Origin of the sequence: Variovorax soli (assembly GCF_031454625.1) — a bacterium.
GTDB lineage: Bacteria > Pseudomonadota > Gammaproteobacteria > Burkholderiales > Burkholderiaceae_C > Variovorax > Variovorax soli_A.
The window spans coordinates 134,442-157,809 of sequence record NZ_JAVDRF010000005.1; the positions used below are offsets into that span (position 1 = coordinate 134,442).

Annotated in this window: 28 protein-coding genes; 11 read left to right on the forward strand and 17 right to left on the reverse strand. The window is 65.1% G+C overall.

The annotated features are described in order from the left end of the window. The 16 genes from J2739_RS13460 to J2739_RS13535 all read right to left on the reverse strand — a co-directional run bounded on the left by J2739_RS13460 (position 1) and on the right by J2739_RS13535 (position 12,532). Positions 1-603 carry a hypothetical protein gene (locus J2739_RS13460; protein ID WP_309902403.1) on the reverse strand — a complete coding sequence of 201 codons (603 nt, stop codon included), beginning with the start codon at positions 601-603 and terminating at the stop codon, positions 1-3. Positions 604-609: 6 nt separating this feature from the next. After that, on the reverse strand, positions 610-1,437 hold the full coding sequence (locus J2739_RS13465; protein WP_309902405.1) for a hypothetical protein: 828 nt from the start codon (positions 1,435-1,437) through the stop codon (positions 610-612). Between the two features lie 35 nt (positions 1,438-1,472). Beyond that, entirely contained in the window at positions 1,473-1,769 is a 297-nt protein-coding gene (locus tag J2739_RS13470) for a hypothetical protein (protein WP_309902407.1), read from the reverse strand. A gap of 62 nt (positions 1,770-1,831) precedes the next feature. Beyond that, positions 1,832-2,674, reverse strand: a complete 843-nt coding sequence (locus J2739_RS13475) for a hypothetical protein (protein ID WP_309902409.1) — start codon at positions 2,672-2,674, stop codon at positions 1,832-1,834. Between the two features lie 83 nt (positions 2,675-2,757). Next, a complete protein-coding gene (locus J2739_RS13480) occupies positions 2,758-3,789 on the reverse strand; it encodes a hypothetical protein (protein WP_309902411.1) in 1,032 nt (343 codons plus the stop codon). Continuing rightward, entirely contained in the window at positions 3,786-4,952 is a 1,167-nt protein-coding gene (locus J2739_RS13485) for a GNAT family N-acetyltransferase (protein ID WP_309902413.1), read from the reverse strand. The genes J2739_RS13480 and J2739_RS13485 overlap by 4 nt, the downstream gene beginning before the upstream one ends. Next, a complete protein-coding gene (sctC, locus tag J2739_RS13490) occupies positions 4,949-6,655 on the reverse strand; it encodes a type III secretion system outer membrane ring subunit SctC (protein ID WP_309902415.1) in 1,707 nt (568 codons plus the stop codon). The genes J2739_RS13485 and sctC overlap by 4 nt, the downstream gene beginning before the upstream one ends. Before the next feature lie 9 nt (positions 6,656-6,664). Then, a complete protein-coding gene (locus J2739_RS13495; RefSeq protein WP_309902417.1) occupies positions 6,665-7,066 on the reverse strand; it encodes a CesT family type III secretion system chaperone in 402 nt (133 codons plus the stop codon). Further along, complete coding sequence (gene sctU, locus J2739_RS13500; protein WP_309902419.1) at positions 7,056-8,132, reverse strand: type III secretion system export apparatus subunit SctU; 1,077 nt, start codon at positions 8,130-8,132, stop codon at positions 7,056-7,058. The genes J2739_RS13495 and sctU overlap by 11 nt, the downstream gene beginning before the upstream one ends. Further along, positions 8,129-8,929 (reverse strand): type III secretion system export apparatus subunit SctT, encoded by an 801-nt coding sequence (gene sctT, locus J2739_RS13505; RefSeq protein ID WP_309902421.1) that lies wholly within the window; start codon positions 8,927-8,929, stop codon positions 8,129-8,131. Before sctT ends, sctU begins: the two co-directional genes overlap by 4 nt. A gap of 4 nt (positions 8,930-8,933) precedes the next feature. Beyond that, positions 8,934-9,203, reverse strand: coding sequence for a type III secretion system export apparatus subunit SctS (sctS, locus tag J2739_RS13510; protein ID WP_309902423.1), 270 nt, complete (start codon positions 9,201-9,203; stop codon positions 8,934-8,936). A 10-nt stretch (positions 9,204-9,213) separates the two neighbouring features. Further along, on the reverse strand, positions 9,214-9,864 hold the full coding sequence (sctR, locus tag J2739_RS13515) for a type III secretion system export apparatus subunit SctR (RefSeq protein WP_309902425.1): 651 nt from the start codon (positions 9,862-9,864) through the stop codon (positions 9,214-9,216). Beyond that, positions 9,861-10,895 (reverse strand): type III secretion system cytoplasmic ring protein SctQ, encoded by a 1,035-nt coding sequence (sctQ, locus tag J2739_RS13520; protein ID WP_309902427.1) that lies wholly within the window; start codon positions 10,893-10,895, stop codon positions 9,861-9,863. Before sctQ ends, sctR begins: the two co-directional genes overlap by 4 nt. Continuing rightward, entirely contained in the window at positions 10,892-11,392 is a 501-nt protein-coding gene (locus J2739_RS13525) for a hypothetical protein (protein WP_309902429.1), read from the reverse strand. The genes sctQ and J2739_RS13525 overlap by 4 nt, the downstream gene beginning before the upstream one ends. Before the next feature lie 3 nt (positions 11,393-11,395). Next, a complete protein-coding gene (sctO, locus tag J2739_RS13530; protein WP_309902431.1) occupies positions 11,396-11,893 on the reverse strand; it encodes a type III secretion system stalk subunit SctO in 498 nt (165 codons plus the stop codon). 9 nt (positions 11,894-11,902) lie between these two features. Next, positions 11,903-12,532 (reverse strand): RNA polymerase sigma factor, encoded by a 630-nt coding sequence (locus J2739_RS13535; RefSeq protein WP_309902433.1) that lies wholly within the window; start codon positions 12,530-12,532, stop codon positions 11,903-11,905. A 351-nt stretch (positions 12,533-12,883) separates the two neighbouring features. Between J2739_RS13535 and J2739_RS13540 the strand changes: the two genes are divergently transcribed. The 9 genes from J2739_RS13540 (at position 12,884) to J2739_RS13580 (ending at position 19,499) form a co-directional block, all read left to right on the forward strand. Continuing rightward, the gene (locus J2739_RS13540; RefSeq protein ID WP_309902435.1) at positions 12,884-13,954 is read left to right on the forward strand and encodes a hypothetical protein; all 1,071 of its coding nucleotides are present in this window, start codon (positions 12,884-12,886) and stop codon (positions 13,952-13,954) included. Beyond that, the gene (locus J2739_RS13545) at positions 13,951-14,256 is read left to right on the forward strand and encodes a TyeA family type III secretion system gatekeeper subunit (RefSeq protein WP_309902436.1); all 306 of its coding nucleotides are present in this window, start codon (positions 13,951-13,953) and stop codon (positions 14,254-14,256) included. The genes J2739_RS13540 and J2739_RS13545 overlap by 4 nt, the downstream gene beginning before the upstream one ends. Next, positions 14,256-14,648, forward strand: coding sequence for a CesT family type III secretion system chaperone (locus J2739_RS13550; protein WP_309902438.1), 393 nt, complete (start codon positions 14,256-14,258; stop codon positions 14,646-14,648). The genes J2739_RS13545 and J2739_RS13550 overlap by 1 nt, the downstream gene beginning before the upstream one ends. After that, a complete protein-coding gene (sctX, locus tag J2739_RS13555) occupies positions 14,645-15,034 on the forward strand; it encodes a type III secretion apparatus assembly protein SctX (protein WP_309902440.1) in 390 nt (129 codons plus the stop codon). Before J2739_RS13550 ends, sctX begins: the two co-directional genes overlap by 4 nt. Positions 15,035-15,036: 2 nt before the next feature. Next, entirely contained in the window at positions 15,037-15,399 is a 363-nt protein-coding gene (gene sctY / locus J2739_RS13560; protein WP_309902442.1) for a type III secretion apparatus assembly chaperone SctY, read from the forward strand. Beyond that, positions 15,396-17,501: a type III secretion system export apparatus subunit SctV gene (gene sctV, locus J2739_RS13565; protein WP_309902444.1), complete on the forward strand. Its 2,106-nt coding sequence runs from the start codon at positions 15,396-15,398 to the stop codon at positions 17,499-17,501. Before sctY ends, sctV begins: the two co-directional genes overlap by 4 nt. Then, positions 17,498-18,907, forward strand: coding sequence for a type III secretion system inner membrane ring subunit SctD (sctD, locus tag J2739_RS13570; RefSeq protein ID WP_309902446.1), 1,410 nt, complete (start codon positions 17,498-17,500; stop codon positions 18,905-18,907). Before sctV ends, sctD begins: the two co-directional genes overlap by 4 nt. 42 nt (positions 18,908-18,949) lie before the next feature. Beyond that, positions 18,950-19,153, forward strand: coding sequence for a hypothetical protein (locus J2739_RS13575; RefSeq protein ID WP_309902448.1), 204 nt, complete (start codon positions 18,950-18,952; stop codon positions 19,151-19,153). Positions 19,154-19,298: 145 nt separating this feature from the next. Beyond that, a complete protein-coding gene (locus tag J2739_RS13580; RefSeq protein WP_309902450.1) occupies positions 19,299-19,499 on the forward strand; it encodes a hypothetical protein in 201 nt (66 codons plus the stop codon). 14 nt (positions 19,500-19,513) lie between these two features. Here J2739_RS13580 and J2739_RS13585 read toward each other — a convergent pair whose 3' ends face one another. Continuing rightward, positions 19,514-20,323, reverse strand: a complete 810-nt coding sequence (locus J2739_RS13585; RefSeq protein WP_309902452.1) for a response regulator — start codon at positions 20,321-20,323, stop codon at positions 19,514-19,516. Positions 20,324-20,565: 242 nt separating this feature from the next. Here J2739_RS13585 and J2739_RS13590 point away from each other — a divergent pair, with 242 nt between their 5' ends. After that, positions 20,566-21,015, forward strand: a complete 450-nt coding sequence (locus tag J2739_RS13590; protein ID WP_309903008.1) for a response regulator — start codon at positions 20,566-20,568, stop codon at positions 21,013-21,015. Between the two features lie 16 nt (positions 21,016-21,031). Continuing rightward, positions 21,032-23,320 (forward strand): response regulator, encoded by a 2,289-nt coding sequence (locus J2739_RS13595; RefSeq protein ID WP_309902454.1) that lies wholly within the window; start codon positions 21,032-21,034, stop codon positions 23,318-23,320. Positions 23,321-23,368 lie beyond the last annotated feature (48 nt).

Consider the following 23,368-nt stretch of genomic DNA (forward strand, 5'->3'; position numbering starts at 1 on the left):
CTAGCCCCCCAGCGGACGCAGAACGGTTTGAGCTTGGCTGCCCGACTTCTGGATCGATGCGGAGGCGGCATCGATGTCACTGTTGAAGTAGGTCATCAAGGTCTGCAGGGCCACTTGCTCGGTCTGCGACTCGCTGCTGAGGTTGTCCACCGCAAGCTGCATGTTCTTGAGTGCCGTGTTGCACGATGAAACGCTGAGCTTCCAGGTCCACGTTTCCGGGTCCTTACCATCGGATTTCACTTCGTCGTATTGAGTGGGGTCGGCGCTCAACTTCCCATACGCAAGAAGGGCTTTTCTGTATTCCTCCACCTCTTCTTTCGTGCCAGCGTTGTACACGGGGTGCAGGTTCTCCGTTTCTGCCTCGCCGGCTCCGGCCTTCTCGACGACGGAGTTCAGATTCGCCATGTAGTCATGGATCGCGCTCAACTGGTCAGCGACCTCCCTGCTTTGGACCGTTTGCGCGCCCATCACCTTGCCGATTGCATTCGCGAGCATCATGAAAGCGATCGTCACTTTGCGCATCGCATCGGTGGTTCCCACCTCGCCATTGAGGTACTTTTCGATGGTCAGTTCGGATTTAGTCTTGGAAACGGGGGTGCCCATGGCGCTTCATCCTTTCCGGGCGTGGGGAACAGCGGAGGGGGCGCCCTGGACCTCTGGCATCAGCGCAGCGGAACTTCGTTCCTCGTGGCGCTCATCCTCTTTCTCGGCAATCTCCCTGAACGGCTTGTCCTCCCGGATCTCGCGCAGCAGTTCGCCGGACATTCCGTTCAGCCGTGCACTCTGGTCATTCAGCAGCGCCATCGACTCACTGATCCGCGCCTCCATATCGGAGATCAGGGCCGCAATGTCCGAGTCGTGGGCGCAGTAGGCGCCCTCGCTCTGGTAGATGGCGACGTAGCTCGTTTTCTGGTCCGTCCCGGAGCCGGTCGTCTTCTTGTAATAGTCGATGCCGCCCTCCGTGTGGTCGAGCGTGCATTCGGTCTTGACCTTCGCGACGTCCTTTGGGGACATGAGGACGGGAGTGGCGGACTGGGCGGGCAGGGTCGGTGTTTCGAAGCTGTAGAGCCACGTTTCCTTCGGAAGGGTCAGGCTGCGATCCTCGATTGAATTGAGGTCATTCAAGATCGTGGTAGCCGGGATCTGCGGGCCTGGCATTCCTGTGACACCGCTCGAAAAGGTCGCGAGCACCTTGCTCTGGCCATCCGGTGTGTCGGGCATCGCCTGGAGGCGCAATATCAGGTTCGAGAGATCCTGATCGCGCGAAGCGCTCTGAATTCCTGCCGAAGTTGCATCGATGCCGCTGCTCAATGCCTTGGCCAAGTTCCCGACGCGAAGCCCTTGCAGGGCCCGGAGGATGACCGCCGGATCGTCGCCACGCGTGAAGTCGACTTTGGAAATGAATGCGCTTGTTGAATTGGTCGCGGATATCGTCATGCGTGTTCGTCCTTCACTGTGCGTGGTGGTGGGATTCAGAGTCGATTTCTGCGGAAGGCGACACGCCGCGCGATGGGGCTGCTTTTCGCCAGGGCGCTGTTGCGCTGGATTTCATCCTCGATGGAGCGCAATGTCTTCTCGATGTCCGCCTGAACTTTCCGTACTGCGTTCTCGCCGCCAAGCCGGCGCAACTCTCGCAGACATGTCTCTTCGTCGAAGCCCTGTTCGGCGAAGAACCGGTCGGCATCGCGGAGCATCTGTCGAGCCTGATCGGCCACGCGTCGCGCTTGGGCAATGGTGGTCTTGATCTCGGAAAGATTGGGTGTGTTCATATCGGTGGCTTGAAATGAGTGCCATGAATCGGGTCAACGACCACACAACCGGTTGTGCGCGCCTATGGCTTCAAGGCGCCTTCGAGGGTTTTCTTCATCGTGTTGACCAGGCCCGTTACGAAGGTGATGAGTCGGTCGAGGAATTCCGACCTGTCCTGCAGATAGGTTTGCTTGAACGGAGAGGTTTTGGTGAGGTCGTCCTTGACCGTGCTGAGCGATTGGATCCAGGTCGGGAGGATGTCGGCCACGGGTGGCATGGAGACGACGGTTGTCTTGCTCCAGTCGATGTCGAGCTCTTGCCACGATCTTTTCGCCAGCGGGTCGTACTGCGGATACGCAGGCAGGGTTGCCGGGACGTACGCCAAATAGAAATACGTGCCGTCCGGTCGCTCATACACACCTGAAGGATCCTTGGCAGTACCAGCAGCAACATCGGTGTAGTCGGGAAGGGCCCAATTGGGGTATTCGGGAGGAACCCGCTTGATGTCCTCCATGTCTGTTCGATTGCCATTGGTCAATTCGCCGACACGGTCACTGGTCCATCCGACATCCACCCAGGCTTGGAGCGGTTCTGCAGCGAAGTGCAACGTGACCTTGTCGGGAGTCGCCTGGATGACGCCGGTCTCGAACAGCTTCAGGAGGTCCTGCACGCTGGGAGGCGTCGTGGCCCAGCCCTGGATTTCGGACGACAGGTCTTGGGCTGTCGACAGTGCGCGGGCGTCCCATTGCACATCCATCGCGAAGTCGGAGAGCTCCTTCGCCGCGTCGACCATGAGTTGTGCGCCGTTCGCGATGCCGACGCGCATCGAGTAGGCATCCGTCAGATCGCCATTGGCGTCGGGCCCCGCATTGGAGATCGTCCAGACGGTGTCGGAATTGGGGAGCGTGATCTTGACGTCAGACATGGCTGTTTAAGACTTCAGGTGGGTCGGTCGAATGCGGTCCGTCACAGATAGGTAACGTGGGACGATGGTGCGGTTCCCGGTGGTCAGAGGGATTCGAGCAGGTGCAGAGGAAGGGACTCCGGCGTGTTGCTCTGTACGAGCATCTGCGCTTGCATCGTCTGCGCGGCCGCGGTCTCCCCGGCCAGGATCTCCTGTCGCTCCGACTGCTGGCGCCGCTGCAGCTGCCGAGCCGGGGATGACGGAGCCGAGGCGTCCATCGTGGGTTCGTCCTGCGCAAGCTCCTGGGCAAGCGCCTCGTCCGTTGCGATCGCCGAGGCGTCTGTCGGGGCGTTGGTGGCTGCTGCCGCGTCCACCTGGGAGCGCCAAACCAGCGGTGGCGAAGCGGGAGCGAGCGCGGTCGCGATGTCAGCCGGAGCGCCGGGAGTGCCGGGAGTGCCGATTCCGTCGATGCGATCTTCGGAGGCGGTGCCGCCGGGCGGCGCCGGTGCCGGCACCTGCGGCAGCTGTCGCACCGGCTGGGCAGCCGCCTGCTCCTGGATCGCGGCCTTCGCATTGTCCTGCTGCATCTTCATCGGCAGCTGAAGCTTGCGCTGCGCGCCGAGCCGGGGGTCGAGCGACGCCGGGCCCGCCTGCAGTGCCTGACCGGCCCATGACTCGGATGGGTCCTTGCCCTGGGCGGCCTGTGCACCCTCCGTGTCCTGGGCGGCGGGAGCGTGCTCGTTGCCCTGCGCGCTCTGCGTACCAACCCAGGCTTCCGGCAAGGTCGTTTGCGCGTCGGCGGTCCGCCACGCGTCGAGGTTCTGCGGCGCATCGACCGGCGGGGATTCGGCGGACTGCAACGGGGGTGTTGCGAAGGCGGCCGCGAGCGCGCTGTCCCTGCGGGCGTTCCCTCCCTCCTGAGTGCGGGCTGCCTCGAAGTTCGGCATCAGCGGCGACGGAGGCAATCGGTGCTGCTGCGCGATCTCATCGTTGGCCGGACCGCTCCCTTCCTGCAGCAGGGCCTCGAAGTGCTGCTCGAGCGCGGCCTCCGTGACACCGGGCGGCATGGCATGGGGGCGCGCCTTGATCAGAGCGGGTGGCTGATGCTTGTCCCGCTTGTGCATCCTGTCGATCATTGTGTTTCCTCTACTCTTGGTTGCATCTGGCGCTGGGCTTCGGCCGCACTGCCGTCGTTCGACGCCACGGCCGGGAAGCGCAAGCCGGTGTCGGTGCGGTCCGAGAAGCCGATCAGGCGGCGCACGATCTCGTCCTGGTCCAACGAGGCGGCGGACAGGCTGAGGAAGGTGCGATCCTCATCGGGCGGTTCCGCGCGGATGTTCACGTCGGCGAATCCGCAGGCGCGCAGGGCGCGCAGCGACGCGCTGTTGTGGTCGTATGCGGCCGTGAGCATGATCTCGATCCCGCAACGGAACGCATGTTCGCAGGCCATGGCGATCATTCGGCGCCCGAGCCCTTGTCCCTGCCAGTCCGTGCCGATCCAGACGCAGAGGAACCCTTCGGTGCCGCTCACCGTGACCTCCACGGACCCTATGAAGCCATGCTCGCGATGGAGCAGGGCATAGGGGACGATGTGGCGATCGGCAAGCCTGTGTTCGATCCAATCCGTCGCCAGCGCCGGCGCCTCCAGTGGCGGCAGCAGGGTCTTCGCGGCGATCTCCGGATCGCGGTACTGCCAGGCAAGCGGCGGGGCGTGCTCCGCGTGCAGGGGTTCCAGCCGCAGGCCGTCGCGGCCGACGACCCGGGCATGCCAGGGGCCGCGCCAGCTGTGAAGGCGCTGGGTCCAGCGATCGCGCAGTCCGGCGGCGATGGCGTTGTGCGGCGCGCGTTGCAGGACCGTTCCGCACAGCGTGAGTGCCTGTTCCAGGTCACCGCACGCGGCGCGGCAGGTGGCTTCGAGGAGGAGGTCGGATCCCGCGGAGCCGTGCAGATCCCGCAACGCGTGCAGAGCTCTCATGGCGAGGCTGAGGTCGAAGCAGGCGTGGGCGACGCGTGCCAGGCCGCGCAGGCTGTCCGCGTCCCAGGGCGCCGACGAGTCCGCCCACAGGCCAGCGAGCATGCGCGCGATGCTCGTGCGGTCCAGTCGGCGGTTCTTTCGCAGCGAGAGGATCAGGTAAGGCCAGACGTTCCTGAATCGGGTGGCGGACTGCAACGCCAGTGCGATGCCGGGCATCGATTCCGACGCCGGCGTGCTTGCGCCGATCGCCATCAGGACGCGGGCGATGTCTGCATCGGCGGCGGGGCTGCGCGCGTTGTCGACGGCGGCTTGCAGGGCGCTCATTGAATCTCCTGGGTGGCAGGTGCGCCCGCGGGCGCAGCGTCCTGCTGCGGCAGGGCGGGCCGCGCGTCGCTGGCGACCACCACGCGCGGCGTGATCACGAAGATCCTCTCCTGCTTGCTGGTGTTGGTCGTGGAAGTGCCGAACAGGGCGCCCACCACCGGCACGTCGCCGAGCACCGGGACGGCATCGCGCCGCTGGCTCTTGGACTCGGTGTTCAGCCCGCCGATGACGAGGCTCTGCGCTTCGCCGACCATCGCCTGCGTGCTGATGTTGCTGCGCCGGACGGTGGGAAGGTTCCCGATGCGGGCATCCTGGATGCCGCCATCCTCGATGTCGACGACCAGTTGCACGGCGCGCTTGTCGGCGCTGCCCACGACGCGCGGTGTCACGCGCAGCGTCACGCCCACGGTCACCGGCGTGACCTGGGCCACGCGTTCTCCGGTGGTCTGGATGTAGAACGTGTCCGCCAGATCGATGAGCGCGCTCATGTTGTCCTGGGTCAGGATGGAAGGCCTCGAGACGACCCGGGCCGTGCCCTTGCCTTCCATGGCGCGGATGCTCGCGAGAATGAAGTTCGCGGCGTTCGTGACGGCCGTGGTGCCGCCCGCGGTGCCGCTCGGGATGCTGCCGGCCGACAAGGTGATCAACCCGCCCTGCGACGACGCCGCGAGCTTGCCGAGCCCCGCGCTCCAGTCGATGCCCAGCTCCGACATGTTCGCGGAATTGACGTCGACGATCATGGCCTCGATCTCGATCAGGCTGCTTGGAACGTCCAGGAAATCGATCAAGGCCCGGTAGATGGGGCCGTTCTGGGGCTTGTCCTTCACGATGATGGCGTTCAGGCGGGGATCTGCCTGGATGACCGGCCCCGGGCGTTGCGTGCCGGCAGCCGAAGGAGCCGTGCGCCGAAGCTCGGGGCGCGCGGATTCATTGCCGGCGTCGGTGGCGCTCCTGGTTTCCGTGCGCAAGGGCGCGGCGAGATCGGCGATCTCGGTGGCGGCGCCGGCGCTCGCGCCGTTGGCGATGAGATTGCGCAGGACGGTCGCAACGCCGGGTGTCGAGATCTGCTTGTCCCGATAGGCGATCACGCGGTCGTCGACGGCGGCGTAGCGCAGCCGGTAAACCTGGATCTGCTGCTCCGGCCGCTGTTCGGGCAGCGTGTTGATGGCGGCCTCGATGCGATCGACGTACGACTTGGGGCCGGAGACCATGACCAGCCCGTTCTCCTCGATCTCGCTCCAGCCGAACTTGGATTCGAGGAGGCCCATCTCCGCCATCACGCGGCGGAGCGTCTGCGCGCTCAGGCCTTTGGTGGGCACCACGCGCGCCTGGCGTGACGCCGTGCGTGCCACGTACAGGGTGCCGCTGTAGTGATACCACGTCAGGCCATAGGTGGCGGCCAGCTGATTGAGGAACTCGGTCGGGGTGGCGGCGGTCATGCGCCCGAGCACCGGCGCTGTCTCTTCGGGCAGCGGGTCGTCGAGCTGCAGGCGCAAACCGAAGGCCTGCGTGAAGCTGGCCAGCATCTTGTCGGGCTTCTGGCCGGCGTTGATCAGGGTAAACGGGCTGTCCGGCCACGGGATCGATGCCAGCGCTTGCGGCGTCGTGGCGGCAGGCGACGCAGTGGCGCCGCACACGAGCGCGACCGCGAGGGCGCAGCGAACGAGGCATTGACGGCCGAATGGTCGAGAAGACGTTTTCATTCCTGGCCCTCAGAGCGTTCCGAACCGTGCGCGCCAATCGTTCACCGCGTCGAGGAAGTGGGCCAGGCCCAGTTCGAACTGGTCGGAGGACGCATCGGCGGGCACGGACACCTGCAGCACGAGCCGATCCTGATCGGGCGTGAGTGCAAGCCGGGCGGCTTCCTGCAGCGGGCGCGTCGATGCGGCCTGCAGGGCGGACAGCATCCGTTCGCCGTCACTGGCCGGGTTCTCGGAGAGCAGGCACAGCTGGGCCTCGGCGACGATTTCGCCGCGCGCGCCTGGATGCAGCAGCACGCGTGCATTGCCATCGAACATCAGCGCCACCGCGCCATCGTGGCGGGGTGCGCCGGGATCGATCCGGTTGCGCAACAGATAGCCGGCGAGGCCCGCGTGCGAACGGCTAGAAATCATGGCGCAGCTCCTGAGTCTCCCAGGCGAGTTCTTCCTTCAGCCGGCGCACGGCCAAGAGGACCTGCGCGACCGGCTCGATGAATTCCGATGGGATGTATTGGTAGAGATCCGCGCGGCGCATCAGGCCGCGCGCGAGGGGCACGTTCTGCATGATGGGGACGCCCGACTCCAGCGCCGCGCGCTTCATCGCCTCGGCGACCACGCCCGCGCCCTTGGCCACGACGACCGGCAGCGGCGTTTCCCCGCTCTTGTAGTACAGCGCAACCGCCAGGTGGGTGGGGTTGGTCACGACGACGCTGGCATCCCGCGTGTGGCCCACCGACTCGCCCATCGCGATCTCCTTGGCGAGTTCCTTGCGGTGACCCTTCATGTGCGGGTCGCCCTCCATTTGCTTGTACTCCTGCTTGATCTCCTCCACGGACATCATCAGGCCCTTGATGTAGACATGACGCTGCCACACCAGGTCGAGTACTGCGATAGCCGCGAATGCGATGAAGGTGGATTTGAAGAGAATCCACATCATCTCGCCGAGCACCGCGCCCGACTCGGCGATGCCGGCCAGCGGCAGCTTCACCATGGTCCCCAGCGAGTCGCGAACGACGAAGTAGACGATGAAAGACAGGAGCAGGACCTTGAACATCGACTTGAGGAATTCCACCAGGCTCTTCATGCCGAACATCTGCTTCAGGTTGGCCAGTGGGTTCATCTTGTCGGCCTTGGGCATCAGGGCCTTGAAGGAGACGAGCATCCCGGTTTGTGTCGCTTCGACGAGGAAGCCGACCACGATCACGATCAGGATGTACGGCAACAGGATGACGACGCCGGCGTGGAGCAGGGAGGCGATGGCCGACGCGAGCGCGGAGCGGAAGTCCTGCCCCGCCAGCTGCCCGGTCAGCGCGATCATCTCGGCGAACCGCCGAAAGATCTCGCCGCTGGCAAACAGCGTGTAGCCGACCAGTGCGCCCATCATCACGACCTCGGTGAAGTCCTTGCTCTTGGCGATCTGCCCCTCTTCCCGCGCTTGCCGGATCTTGTGGTCGGTGGGCCGCTCGGTCTTTTCGCTCATCGGGCCCTCGCCATGGGAAAGACCTCGCTCGCCGTGCGCAGCGCCTGCGCGTACGTGTCGCGCAGGGTGGTGTGCGCGACGTCGAAGAGGATGGGCGCGTAGATCGCAAGGACCACCATGGCCACGGCGCTCTTGATCGGCATCGCGAGGAAGAACACCTGCAGCTGGGGCACGAAGCGGCTGACCAACGCAAGCCCGGCTTCGCACAGCAGCATCGCGAAGATCACGGGTGCGCCCAGCAGCAGCATCAGGCGCATGAGCCGGTCGAGCTGCTGCAGCAGAACGGGCGCAGCGTCGGCCGCGGGTGCGGGCCATGATTGGAACACGGGCCAGAGCTGGAAGCTGTCGTAGATGACCGCCAGCACCAGCAGGAAGCCGCCGGTGACGAAGGCGAACGTCACGATGGCCTGGTTGAAGAGCTGGCCGAGCGGCGAGGTCTCGTGGCCGGTCAGCGGATTGAGCGTCTGGCTGAGGTTCGTGCCGCGCTGCGTGTCGATGATGTCTCCCATCGCTTCGACGGCCCAGAAGGGAAGCGCCAGAACGAAGCCGATGAGCGTGCCCAGCAGTGCCTCGCGCGTGAGGATGAATGCCGTTTCATGCACGGCCCTGTTCTGCGCGGCGCCTTCGGCCAGGCCGGGCATGAGCAGCATCGCGAAGCAGCCCGAGACCCCGACGCGCAGCATCGCCGGCAAGGCCTCGCGACTGAGCAGCGGAAGGATCGAGAACACGCCGAGGATCCGCGGCATCGCAAAGCCGAAGGTGGTGATGAACTGAAGCGGCGCGTGGTAAAGGTCCATGGGCCTAGCGCGCAACGAGCGGGATGGCTTCGAAAAGCGTCACCGTGTAGTTGAAGATCTCGCCGCCGATCCAGCGCGAGGTCAGGAACAGCGTCAAGCCGACGGCGACGAGCTTGATGGCGAACGAGAGCGTCTGCTCCTGGATCTGCGTGAGCGCCTGGATCAGGCTGAACAAGGTGCCGACCACCGATGCCACGACGATGGGTGGCAGCGAGAGCCAGAGCACCAGCAGGAGGGCGCGCACCGCGTGGGAGACGACGTCGACGATTTCCATGCAATGGGCCTCAGAGTCGATAGGTCATGACCAGGCCATGGAGCAGGCGCGACCAGCCGTCCACCATGACGAAGAGGAACAGCTTCAAGGGCAGGGAGATCGTGACGGGCGAGACCATCATCATTCCCATCGCCATGAGGATGTTGGAGATCACGAGGTCGATCACGATGAAGGGGAGGAACAGGAGGAAGCCGATCTCGAACGCGGCGGTCAGTTCGCTCACCACGAAGGCGGGTATCAGGATGACGAGGTCGTCGTGCCGCGCCGCGTCGGCGACCTTGGGCGGCCACATGCGTTTGGCCTGGCTCAGGAAGAACTCGCGCTGGTCCTGCTTGCTGTTGGCGAAGAGGAACTTGCGCATCGGCTCGGCGCCCGCCCGGGCCGCGATGAGCAGCGACTGAAGGTTGGCGGTCGGCGCTGGCTGGGACTCGAAGGCCTCGGACATTTCGTAGCCGACGGGCGTCATGATGAAGACCGTCAGCATCAGCGCCAGCGCATACAGTGCGATGTTCGGCGGCGCTTGCTGCACGCCGAGCGCATTGCGCACGAGCGACAACACGACCGACAGCTTCAGGAACGACGTGGTCGTGACGACGATGAGGGGAACCAGCGCCACCAGGCCCAGCGTGAACGCAAGGACGATGGGGTCGAGGTTGATCATGGCGCGGGGACTTCGGCGCCGAGGCGCAGCACGCAGACGCCGATGCGTCCCTCGATGTCGACCAGTTCCCCTTCGCCGACCAGCCTGCCGTTCGCGCGGATGTTCACGCTTCCCCTGGGATCTCGGCCGAGGTTGAAGAGGTAGCCGGGCTGGAGCGTCCGCAGCTCGGCGAGGGCGATTTCGCGGTCACCGAGGTCGAAGGTGAGCCGGATGGGAACGCCGTCGAGAATGCCGGCCGCGGCTTGGTCCGCGTCGTCGGGTTCGAACATGATTTCGTGCACTCCTTGGATGACTTGCAACTGCTGGCCCTGGAGCTCGCAGCGCAATCCGATGCCCGGCCCCAGTTGCAGGACGACGTGGTTGTTGTTGGAGATCAGGCTCTCGTCGAGGACGATGACGTCCCGCCGGGAGAGCTGCGCAATCGCGTCGTGGGACAGATCGACCCAGCCGACAAGCAGGTTGGCGCGCACACGGAGGCCCTGCCACGCGCTGTCGTCGGGCTCCAGAGGGTGCTCCCTGAGCGCTGCCGCGAGATAGCGCATGGCCGATGCATCCAGCCACAGTTCGCCGTCGACCTGGACACTGCCGGCCCAGGCCTGCCAGGCGCAACGCTCGAGGTGGTCCGCCGGCGGCGCATGGCGCGTCACGTCCAACATCTGGACGTGCTTGCGCGTGGCCAGCTCCATCGAGGCGGAGAGGTCTCCCAGTGCGTCTTCGATGCACGCGAGGACCAGCTCGGGCGGCCAGGCGGCCGCGGCGTTCAGGTCGAGCAGTCCGGCCGAGAGCTGTTGTGCGGCGAATTCCGAGAGCGCGACGAAGAGGCGGGCGCCGCCCCAGTCGCATTCGACATACCAGGCCGGATCGGCCGTGTCCGGCCGGTGCGGCCGCAGGCCGAACGACCATTCCTGGCCGCCCCAGGCGGCGCGCACGGCGCGACGTCGCCGGCAGAGCACGTTGCGCGCGCTCAGCGTGTCCCGCGCGATCGCGGGAAGCTTGAGTGGCCTGTGGCCCGCGACGAGTGCATCGCTCACGCACGGCCCTCCGCGCCTTCGAAGTGGCCGATCCGATCTCCTTGCGGCCCGAAGAGACCCACGCTGATGGGGCGTTGCAGGCGCGAGCCCAGGTCCCTGCCGAGGGACGGCAGGCGCGGGATGAACCAGGCTGGATTCGCGGACGCATCGCAGTGGATATCGACATGCAGCGTGCCGGCGCGCATCTGCAGGCGCAGCGTGGTGTGGGGCGCCACGTCCTTGCCGGGGATCACGCGCACTTCGGTGTCCGTGCCGGAGGGATCGCGTTCCCACATGCTGTGGATGTGGTCGGCGAGGTCCGAGACCGAAGCGCCGTCGTCTTGCGATGCTGTCGTTTGCGAGGATCTGCGGCCTTCGCTGCGTGGCGCGGCGTCGAGGAGCGCGGCGAAGCGATCGGCGTCGTCGGCAAGGCCGGCTCGTTCGGCCGCCAGGCCGTCCTCTTCGCCCAAGGGCAGGTACATGGGGCCGAGATCGACCTGACGAGGCTTGCGGACCATGCCTCAGGACTCTTCGGCCGGATCGGCGAATGCGCGGCCGCCGGCGCGCACGGGAAGGTCCTCCAGCTCGAAGGCCGCCTTCAGTTCGTCTTCTTCGCGACGCTGCGCGACCGCCTGCTGGTGCAGATCGCGGTACTTGTCGCATGCCTGGGCCGCCATGCGCCACGCGGAGGTCGCCGCGTCCGTGGTCTCGCGCTGCTGTTTGCGTGTCTCGTCCGCCTGCTCGACCGCGCGCTCGTCTTCCTGCTCGACCTTCTTCATCGCGATGATTTCCGCGTGGAGGTCGTCCAGTTCGCGCACGACGATGGCACGCGACAGCACCTCGCGATAGAGGTCGTCCTCGCGCCGGCGGTGCTCCTCGACCCGCGTTTCACGCTGGTGCTTCGCCTCGCGCCAGGCTTGCGTGGCGTGTTCGAGCTCATGCCTGGCTTTTCGCAGTTCGCGCTCGCGTCCTTCTTCGCGGATGCTCTTGACGCGCAGGAGGCCTTCTATCGTGTCCACGGCAACTCCTCAGGGGCAGCCGTCACAGCCCGCTTCGCGCAGCAGGGCGCGGATGGCCGAACGCGCGCGGGATATGCGGCTGCGCACCGTGCCCACCGGTACGCCGAGCTGCAGCGCGGTGTCCTCGTACGAAAGCCCGTCGACAGAGACGAGGATCAGCGCCTCTGCCATGCCCGAGGGCAGCTCGCCGAGCTTGCAGGCGACGATGTGCATGGCCTGGCGCCTCGCCAGCAGATCGAATGGATTGCCGGAGGGGTCCTCCTGCTCCTCGAGAATGTCGGCGGACTCGAAGACGTAGCGGCGCTCGGGCGAGCGGTTGAGATGATTGCGGATCAGATTGGTGGCGATGCCGAAGGTCCAGGTGGACACCTCGGCTTCGCCGCGAAAGGCGGTGAAACTCGCCGCTGCCTCGACGAGCGCCTGCTGTGCGACCTCTTCCGCATCGGTCGGGTTGCCGACGCGGCGCAGCACGAAGTAGTGCAGGGCGGCGCCGTAATCCTTGACCAGGCCGCGGAACACCTTCTCCTTGTCCTGCGCTGCGACGGGTTGCCGCGGCGGGCGCTGGGCTGGTTCCGGACTGCTGGCCTTGTCGATCCGTATCGGACTCGGGCGTTCTTCCAGGGGTACGACGTGCGTCATGAAGGGGCCCATTCAGGCAAGAAGCGGTTGCGGATTGCGGATTGCCGGTGGCGCGAGCGCCGCCGACCGTGCGCCTCGTGTGACCTGGATCACAACCGGCAGCGTTGCGAACAGATCAGGTGACTCGGCGAACCGATGGAAACATCTGACGCAGTCTGCTTGCAGACGATTGCACTTTCCATGGGGCTGATGGACTAGGTCGTCACAGGCCCTTCTTCTGTCCGTGAGTGGCCTAGGCCGGGATCGACGGACGAGGCCACCGGCCGGTCATTTCGCGCGCCCTGACGCACTGGAACTGCGGCACGATCGGCGTTGCGCACCGCAAGCACTCAATCCCTCGACGGGCAGGTCATGGCAGAAATCAGCAGAGTCACGCAGCACGCGAATCCCGTTTCCCAGTTCACGCCGCGGCCGGACGACAGCCCGGCGGAGCAGGGGCGCATCATGGGCGCTTCCGCCAAGCGCGCGACGCCGCCGGCCCGGGTCGCCGAGAAGGCGGTCGAAGGCAATGCGCAAGGCAGGCGCGATCCATCGCGGTTGCTGGAGCACCGGTCCGGGATCGCCATGCCGCCCATTCAGCCGATGCCTCGGGCGGAAGTGCTGCAGCGCGCGCGAACGATTGGCGCCAGGCCTCAGCGCGTCACGCAGCAAGCCGCCTCGATCCTGCGCAGACGCAGAGGAGGCGCCGGTGCGCATATCGCGGAGCTGTACCTGGCGCTGTCCGTCCTGGAAGGGGTGGAGGACGGCCAGCGCATGCCGTTGCTCGACGAGGAATTCGCCGATGCGGAACGGTTTGCCGAACTGGTATGGGAGACCGAGGACCCGGACGAACTCGTCGATCTGTTGAAGTCTGCATTGCCCCTGGGCGAGCTCGGCAACCCCAAGGAGTTGCTCGCGAAGATTCGTGGGCTGGGTCGTGACTCGTCCGCCCTCATGGATTTGCTGGCTGGCCTGCAGGGGATTCCCGGCCGCCTCGAAGATCGTGAAGCGCTTTGTGCGGTCATCAAGGATGAAGTCCATGAACTCGCAAGCGGCAGTGACCTGTCCGGCACGCGCGAGGTCAGTTTCTTTCGCTTGGCCCACCTGGCGGAGGACCAGTCCAATCCACTGGAATTCCTGTCGACCTGTGTCGATGTCTCGACCAAGGAGCCGACCACCTGGATCGAACTGCTGCGTTCGATCCTGCGAGGGAATCCGTCCGGCGCGACGACCTCCGAAACACTCAAAAGGACGGTGCACAACCTCATCCGCGCGATGGGCGTGGAGATGCAGGCGGCGATCCGCGAGGCTTTCAACAAGGAACGCCTGAAGGCGGTCAATGCGCAGCTGCAGCTGATCTATACGCTCCACTCCTTGGTCGACGACCTTCACAGGCTGATCGGCGAAGTGGGGCGCTCGATCGAATTGCAGGCCGCCTCATGAGCGATGGGCCGGCCATCGAGATGACGCGTTTGATCGACGGCGTTCTGGACATCCTGGCAGCAGGAACGCCAATGCCGCGTCATTTCGATCGGCTGGCGAGGGACTGCAAGTTGCCGGAAGGCGTACCGACGATCGTATTCCTCACGGGCCTGAAACGCGTGCTCGCAGACCTGCCTGAGAAGGCATTCGACGACCGGCAGATCCGGATGGCAACGCTGGATGCGGTGCAAGCAGCGCTCGACGAGGCGATCGACCAGGAAGAAGCGCGGCTCGAGTCCGAGTCCCAGCACCAGGAGGGATGATGGATTGGGTCGATCACGCCATCGCTTCGTTCGGCCGGACTGCCGGGGTGCCGGGTCTGCAGCTGGATGATCAGGGCTGTCTCAGTTTCATGATCGATGGGGATCGTCAGCTGACGCTGGTCGACCTGGCACGCGGCGGGGGCGACGAGGTTCTCGTGATGGTCCAGGCTCCTTTGCCGGAGCCCCGGAACCGGGCCGCGCGCGCTGCGCTGCATCTCGCGGACTTCCGCGCCAGCCAGGGCCATACGCCGCAGCTCGCGCTGGACGGAGACCAGCTCGTGGCGACCTTGCGCATCGCGAGACCTTCATTCCTGCCCAGCACGCTGGAAGAGGCGATACAGGCGCTCTTCAGGTTTCACGAGCGCGTCGCACGCACAGGGAGGATGCCGTGAGCGTTCAGCGCGCCGGGAGCAACCCGTTCAAGTTCGACAGCGGCATCGACGCCATCGTGCGAGGGTCGCAGGCCGAGCAGATGCCCATGGCGGAAGTGGGTCCCGCCTGGGTTGCCCAGAGATCGCTGCTGGACCAGTTGTACGCGCTTCCCAATTTAGAGGATTACCTCTGGAGCCAGGTGGCGCCCGAGATCAGCGAAGCGGCGCTGCTGCTGCCTTATCGCTTCTGGCAGGCGGTGGAAAGCGCACGCGATCGGCTGCAGGCGGCCGCGGCAAAGGATGCACGCAATGCGAGGCTCCTGCAGCGGGCCGTGGCGGTGCTCGATGATCAGAGCGACCTGTTCGGACTGCTCCAGCAGTACCGGCTGGCATTGGTGGCAGGATGAGCATGGCCGAGGTACGCGACGAATCCCTCGATGTGCTGCATCTGCTGAGCCAGCTCTACCTGCGGCATGGCCGGCCGGACAGCGCGCTGGCGTTGCTGCGTGCGGTGTGCGTGCTCGATCCGGATGATCGGCGCGCATCGCTGACGCTGGCGCACGCCGCCACACGGGCCGGACAGCCGCGCGAGTCCGAGCGCGTCGTGGGCCGGTTGCGCGATGAGGGCGAGCCTTCGCCGGTGCTGGACCTGCTGCATGGCCAGGCGCTCGCGGCGCAGGGCCGTCACGGCGAAGCAGAACTGGCGTTCGAGATTTTCGTCGAGCGGCGACTGGCCGAACAGCGCACCAGCCTGAAGGGAAGCGGCCGATGAAGATCTCCAAACAGGCGCAGCGGATCGTCCAACTGCTGGTCGATCGCAACGACCTGATCATGGCGGCGCTGATCGTCTGCATCATCTTCATGATGATCCTGCCGCTGCCGCTCTGGCTGGTGGATGCGCTGATCGCGGTCAACATGTGCCTCTCCGCCATCCTGCTGATGGTGGCCATGTATCTGCCCAGCCCGCTGGCCTTCTCGTCGTTTCCTTCGGTGCTGCTGGTCACGACGCTGTTCCGCCTGGGCATCGGCATCGCGACGACCCGCCTCATCCTGCTGAACGGAGATGCGGGCCACATCATCTACACCTTCGGCAACTTCGTGGTGGGAGGCAACCTGGTGGTCGGCCTGGTCGTCTTCCTGATTCTCACGATCGTGCAGTTCGTGGTGATCACCAAGGGTGCCGAGCGCGTGGCGGAAGTGGGCGCCCGTTTCTCCCTGGACGCGATGCCGGGCAAGCAGATGTCCATCGACGGCGACATGCGTGCCAACGCGATCGACATGGAGGAAGCGCGCCGGCGGCGCGGGCTGGTCGAGAAGGAAAGCCAGCTCTACGGCTCCATGGATGGAGCGATGAAGTTCGTGAAGGGCGATGCCATCGCGGGCCTGATCATCGTGTGCGTGAACCTGCTCGGCGGCATCCTGATCGGAACGTTGCAGAAGGGCTTGACGGCCTCTGATGCGATGCGTGTCTATTCGATCCTGACCATCGGCGACGGGCTGATCGCCCAGATCCCCGCTCTTTTCATTTCGATTGCGGCGGGCATGATCGTCACGCGGGTGACCACGGGCGAGGGCCCGTCGAACGTCGGCCGCGACGTGGGTGCGCAGATCCTGTCCCAGCCCAAGGCGCTGATGATCGGGACTGCCGTGATGATCGGGTTCGGACTGATTCCGGGCATGCCCACATTCACCTTCCTGGCATTGGCCGCCGTTCTGGGCGTGGTGGGCTACACGCTCTTCAAGGGAGAGACGCAGACGGTGGATGCGTCCGGCAAGACGACGACCATGCCGGCCGTCAAGCTCTCCGGTGCCGGCAGTGCAGCCGGCGGCGGCAGGAAGGACGCGGGGCCGGAGAGCTTCCAGCCCACCGTACCGCTCATGGTGGACGTGAGTGCGCAACTTGAAAAGGTGTTCTCCGCAGGCGTGCTGAATGAAGAGCTGATCAAGGTTCGCCGCGCCCTGTATTACGACCTTGGCGTGGTGTTCCCGGGCTTGCAGTTGCGCTTCAACGAGCAATTGCAGGGCGAGGCCTATGCCATCCTGGTGGGCGAGGTGCCGGTGTCGCAGGGGCGGATGCGTCCCGAGCATCTGCTGGTGCGCGAATCGCCGGAGAACCTGACCGCGCTGCAGATTCCTTTCGAGAAAGACGCGAAGTTCCTGCCGAACCTGGAGTCGATCTGGTCTCCGGCGAGTCTCGGTGCGACCATGGCGAAGGCCGGCATTGCATTCCTGGAGCCGACGCAGATGCTGAGCTACCACATCGCCTACGTGCTGCGAAAGCATGCGGCGGAATTCGTGGGCATCCAGGAGACTCGTGCGATCCTCACGGAAATGGAATCGAAGTTTCCCGAGCTTGCCAAGGAGGTGACGCGGGTCATGCCGATCCACAAGATCGCGGAGATTCTGCAGCGCCTCGTGTCGGAGGAGATCTCGATCCGGAACGTGCGCGCTGTCATGGAGGCACTGGTCGATTGGGGGCAGAAGGAGAAGGACCCGGTCCTCCTGGCCGAATACGTTCGCATGGCCCTCAAGCGCTTCGTCAGCCACAAGTATTCGGCGGGGCAGAACATGCTGCCCGCGTACCTGTTGTCTCCGGCCATCGAGGACCAGGTACGCACCGCCATTCGCCAGACATCGGGCGGCTCCTATCTTGCATTGGAGCCGGCGGCCAGCAAGAAGATCGTCGCGGCGGTGAAGTCGGTGGTCGGCGACACCTCGACAGCGATTCAGAAGCCTGTGCTGCTCACATCCATGGACATCCGCCGCTATGTGCGCAAGTTGCTTGAGCAGGATGCGGGAGATCTGGCGGTGCTGTCCTACCAGGAGCTGACGCAGGACATCAACATCCAGCCGCTGGCGAGGATCTCGACATGAGTGGCGAGAGCACGGGGCTTGCCGATGCCATCGAACTGCGCGTCCTGCATGGACCGCAGGCAGGCGCGCGCCTTCCGCTGCAGGTCGGGCAGGGCTATGCGATCGGCGCGGCGGATACCTGCGCGATTGTCCTTGGCGGCGCGCAAGTTGCGCAGGAGCACGCGCGCATCAGCGTCGATGCGGACGGTATTTCCGTCGAGCCCTTGCAAGGGCGGGTCCTGACTTTGACCGGGGAAGAGGTTGGGCCCGAACTGCTGCCCTTGGGCACGGTGTTGCAGTTCGGTTTCGTCAAGATCACCGCCGCGTCGGTCGACGACGAGTGGCCGGATGACGAAGCGCTGCAGCTGCGGAGCGCGCCGGCCGAGGCCGCGGACGAGGAGGAAGTAGAAGCGCCCGTCGAGCGTGCCGTCGCGGCACCCGAGGCGCAGGCTCCCGTGCCTTCGCGCCCTCTCGGCATTCAACGGCTTCAACTGTTCAAGCGTCCCGAGCCGCGCCGGTATGCGGTGTTGGGCGCAGCCGTTCTGTTGTTGGGCGTGGCGCTGATCGTGGCCGTGCAGCGGCCTGCGGAGGCGGTTGCCAGCGCCGTCGCGGCATTGCCGGATCAGGTGGAGCCGGGGCCCAGCCCCGCTGTCACGGAAGCGGATGATGCCTCGGCTGTGGCGGAAGTGCTGAAGGACTTTCCGACGGGCGCGTTGGAGGTGAAGCACACCGAAGGCGGTCCCTGGGCCGTGCAGGGCAGGCTGCGGACCGACAAGGAGCTGCAGAGGTTGCGCGAACGCGTGTCCACGCTGCGCATGCCGGTTGAAATCAAGGTGGTGCTGGACGCCGAGCGGCGCGACGCCGTCAAGCGCTTCGTCCAGAACCAACATGCGCCGGGCCGCCTCGAGCTGCGCATGGAGCCGGGCTCTGGCGACGTCCTGCGGATTCTGGGCTCGGCCTCGAGCGCAGCGGAGGCCGCCGCTTTTCCTGAACGGGCGCGCGCCGAGCTGGCCGCGTTCGAGCCGATCGAGTTCGACATTCTGCGGCCTGAACAAGTCCGCGAGCGCTTCATGGACCGTGTGCGCGAAGCGGGCCTCGACGGCAAGTTCAGGGTGACGGCGACGGAGCCCGAGCTCGAGCTGCAGGCTGTTCTCAGTCCCCAGGACAGGCGCACCTGGGAGGCGCTGTTCGTGGATTTCACGCGGCATTACGGCAGCACTCTCAAGATCAAGGCCATCGTGGAGCCGGAACGGGATGCGATCGCAGCGCATGTGGCAGCGGTCGTCGGCGGCGCCTTTCCTTACATCGTGACCACCAGCGGACAACGCATCGCACCCGGCGGTGCGCTCGCGGGGAATACCGTCGTCGCCGTGCGCGACGGCGAAATCGTGCTGTCCGACGGCACCCGTTTCCGTTATGGACCTTGAAAGGCAGGCATGACATCTCAGGAACACCAAAGCGGTTTCGACGTGGAGCAGCGGCTGCGCGACGATAAGAACGACCAGTACCGCCTCGAATTGCGAGCCAGGCTGAGCGAAATGCAGAACGCTTGCGCGGTTGCGCAGCGGCAACTGCTGGATCGCGAGACCTACCGGCGGCTGGAGGCCGCCATCGCTGCAGTGGGAGCCGCCGTAATTGTGCTGGAGTCGATGCCGATGGGCCGGGGCCGATAGCGCGCAGGAACCGCGGCATGTGCCGCGTTCCTCAGTAGAGGGGGCATGGATTGCAGTCAGCCATGCTCCGTGATCTTTCAATTGCTTAACCAATGGAGCAACGATGGCATCGACAACTGGAGTTTCCCTCGGGGAACTTGAAACCATGACTTCCACAATCATCTCCGACTCGGAATCGGACCTGAAAAAGGCTCTCTCCGACATCAAATCAGGCAAGGAAGTGGACGCCGCCCACCTGCTCTATTACACCCAGGAGGTGAACCAGAACAGCCTGACGGTGAACATCGTGAGTTCCATCGTGAAGGAGCGCGGCGAAACGCTCAAGGGCTGTTGCCAGAAGTTCTGACGCCCGAGCGGCGGCTACTTGCGGATCAGGTCGCCGGGCGCGGTCCCGGTGCGCGCCGCGGTCGGGCCGCTCGAAGCCGGCTCCAGGAGTTGACGCAGGCCCAGCCGGTCGGCGGCTGCAATCGCTTCCGTGCGGGTGTTCACGCCGAGCGCGGCCAGGACTGCCGCCACGTGGGCCTTGACGGTTCCCATGGCGAGGTTGAGATTGCGGCAAATCTGCTTGTTGGAGTTGCCTTCGAGAAGTTCGCGAAGCACGTCGATCTGCCGGTTGGTCAGGCCCTTGGCGGCGGCCCTGGCGGAAAAGGCGGCCGTGGTACGCAAGGTGCCGTCGCCTTCCTGGGCAGAGCTGTCGGAAATGAATGGCTCCGGCGGAACGTAGATCCCACCGTCCAGGACGAAGCGCAGCGCGCTCAGGACGATCCGCTTGCCCGACGACTTGGGAATGAAGCCGAGTGCGCCTTTTTGAATCGCAGTCTGCACGGTCTTCATGTCGAAGGTGCCGGACACGACGACCAGGCGCGCGGCCGGGCATTGCGCCAGGAATGCATCCAGGCCTGACAAGCCTGATGAGCCGGGCATGTTCAGATCGAGCAGGACCAGGTCGATGTCGGGATTGGCATGGAATGTCTCGATGGCCTCGGCCAGCGTGGCGGCCTCCAGGACCTGGGTTCGCGCATCGATCTGAAGCAGCGTCAGCTTGAGTCCCTCCCTGACCAGATGATGATCATCGGCCACCAGGAACTTGAGTCCGGCGTCTCCCGCCGGGTGCTCCGCTTCGGAGACGGAAGTCGAAGGGCGCTCGGGCGTCCTCTTTTCAGAGATCATGCTTTTGGTAATACGAATGAAGTGCCCTGACGAGTCCGCTGAATCGAGACTCGCACCATCATGGCTTGGTTCATGCTAGCACCCTTTGCAAATTTTTCCATTGGACGCAACGCTTGCGGAACACTGGGAATGACTCTGGTGCACGGGGGGCCGTGCCCCCATAATCGATGCCCACGAGAGGGCGCGCAGCCGCTGCGAAACTGCCTTCGCATGACGAGGAGCACTTGCAGGTGAGCAATGGCATGGTTCCCAGGACACCGCATATCCTGCTGGTGGAAGACAACCCTGCGGACATGCGGCTGATGCGCGAAGCATTGAAAGAGGGCCAGGTTCTCTGCAACCTGCATTGGGTCAAGGATGGCGTCGAAGCGCTCGACTATCTGCACCGCCGCAACGGGCATGCAAACTCGGTGAGGCCCGACTTGATCCTCCTCGATCTCAATCTGCCGCGTCTCGATGGCCGCGAAGTCCTCGCCGATATCAAGGCGCACCCCGAGCTGCGCCGCATTCCCACGGTGGTCCTGAGCACATCGAAGCAGGAGGAGGATATCGTTCGCTGCTATGAGCTGCACGCCAACTGCTACATCGCGAAAGATCCCTTGAGCTTCGACAGATTCCTCGAGGTGATCCGCGCCATCGACCGCTTCTGGTTGTCGCTCGTGTCGCTTCCGCCGCGCGGGGACGACCTGTAGCGGCACGGACTGCAACATGCAAGGACTCGCGCAAGACATCCTGCTGGTGGAAGACAACCCCGGCGACGCGCGACTGATCCGGGAGTTGCTGATCGACGAGGTGGGGCGCGATGGCTTCCGCATGCGTGACGCGCGGTCCCTGGCCGAAGCCTTGCAGCGCATGGACGAACAGCGGCCGGACATGGTCGTGCTGGATTTGTCTCTTCCCGACAGTTTCGGCATCGAAACGCTCTTCAAGGTCCAGAGCAGAGACGCGTTGTTGCCGATCGTCGTGCTGACGGGGAACGAAGATCAGGCTGTGGCGCTTGCAGCGGTGAAGGCGGGCGCGCAGGACTTCCTGGTCAAGCAGGACCTTTCCGGCCGGCTCCTCATCAAGACGCTGCAGTATGCGCGCGAGCGCAAGCACAATGAGGCGATGCTCCGGGTGAGCGAAGCGCGATTTCGCAGCTTGGCCGAGCTTTCGTCCGATTGGTACTGGGAGCAGGATGCCGAGCATCGGTTGACCTACCTTTCCGAGGGCCTGCAGGAGAAGTCGGGCATCGAGCCCGCGGCGTTGCTGGGGCGCCGCTGGTGCGACGCTTCTTCAGGTGACGACGAAGCCGCCTGGGCCGCATTCAAGACGGCATTGGCAAGGAGGCAGCCCTTTCAAGACTTCGTGTTTGCGCATGCGACGGATGGTGCGGAGACCTTGCACATCAGCATCAGCGGAGTGCCTGTACTCGACAACGGAGTCTTTGCGGGATACCGCGGCATCGGCAAGGATGTCAGTTCGCGCGAACGTGCCGCCGAGCATCTGCGCGGCAGCGAAGAGCGCTTTCGGCGGATGCTCGACACCGGCCGCGACGGCATCCTGATGCTCGACGCCGATGGCCTGATTTCGTTCTGCAATCGCCAGGCTGCCAGCCTCCTGGGACTGGAGGCCAGCGCCCTCTACGGGCGGCGGTGGGACGGCATGCTGGTGCGCGACCCCCCGAACATCGCATCCTCTGCAAATGAATCCGGCGACGAGCATGGCGTCGCAGTCAGGCGCGCCGACGGGAGCTACGTCTTCGTGATGGAGTCGCTCTATCCCATGGCCGGCCCTGATGGCGTGCACACCGGAACCTTGGGGATCCTGACTGATTTGACGGTCCACAAGCAACGCGAAGCGCGGGTGCGCGAACTTGCCGCGCTTGCTGCACAGAAGAGCGAAGCGGAACGTCTGAGCCATGCGAAGTCCCGTTTCATGGCGGCCATGAGCCATGACCTTCGCCAGCCCATGCATGCGTTGGGGCTGTTCATCGACGAACTCAAGAGCGCGAAGCTGCCCGAGCACGCGTATCCGCTGCTGAACCACATGGAGTCTGCGCTGCACTCCACGCAGTCGTTGCTCGATTCGGTCCTGATCATGTCGAAGCTGGAAACGGGGATGATCGCCCCGAATTTCATGGCCTTTCCATTGGAGCCGCTGCTTGCGCGATTGCGGGCGGCATTCGGGCCCACGGCGCGGCAGAAGAATATCCGCTTCGTCGTCGCGTCATCGCCGTTGACGGTCTACAGCGATCCGGCGTTGCTGGAACGCGTGATGGCCAATCTTGTTTCGAACGCGCTGCGATACACGGACAAGGGCGGCGTGATCGTCGCATGCCGTCCAGCGGGCAGCGATGTACGGCTGGAGGTCTGGGACAGCGGAATCGGCATCCCTGCCGAGCACCAGGAGGCAGTCTTCGGCGAGTTCTACCGGATCGAAGGGAGCGGGGACGACCGAGGCGGTCTTGGATTGGGACTGGCCATCGTTCGCAGCTGTACTCGACTGCTGGGATGCCCGGTGCAACTGCGCTCCATGCCCGGCAGGGGCTCCAGGTTTTCATTGCGCGTGGGCTTGGGCGAAGCGAGCCGGCAATCGTTCCCGTCGCCGGAGACTCTGTCGCCAGACGACTTGAGCGACACCCGTTTCGATGGCCTGCGGGTGTTGCTGATCGACGATGACGCCTTGATCCTCGAAGGGACGCGAAGACTTCTCGAGCGCTGGGGATGCCGCGTGATCCCGGCGCAATCGGGCGACCAGGCCGATGTGCTGCTCGATGGGGCGGTGCTGCCCGACCTGGTCATCTCCGACCTCCGGCTGGACGCCGGCGAACTGGGTACCGAAACCGTGGCGCGCCTACGGCGTCGCTACAGGCCCGGTTTGCCGGCGGTGCTCGTTTCCGGGGACACATCGCTTCAGACGGCGCGCTTTGTCCGCCGGCATGGCCTGCCCTTGCTGTACAAGCCGGTTGCTCCGGCGCGACTCCGCGCGATCATTGCCAAGCTCTGCGGCGTGTAGACGAAGCGGTGGTTCGCGAGGAACCGCGTTCGAGCCGCCGTTACCCAG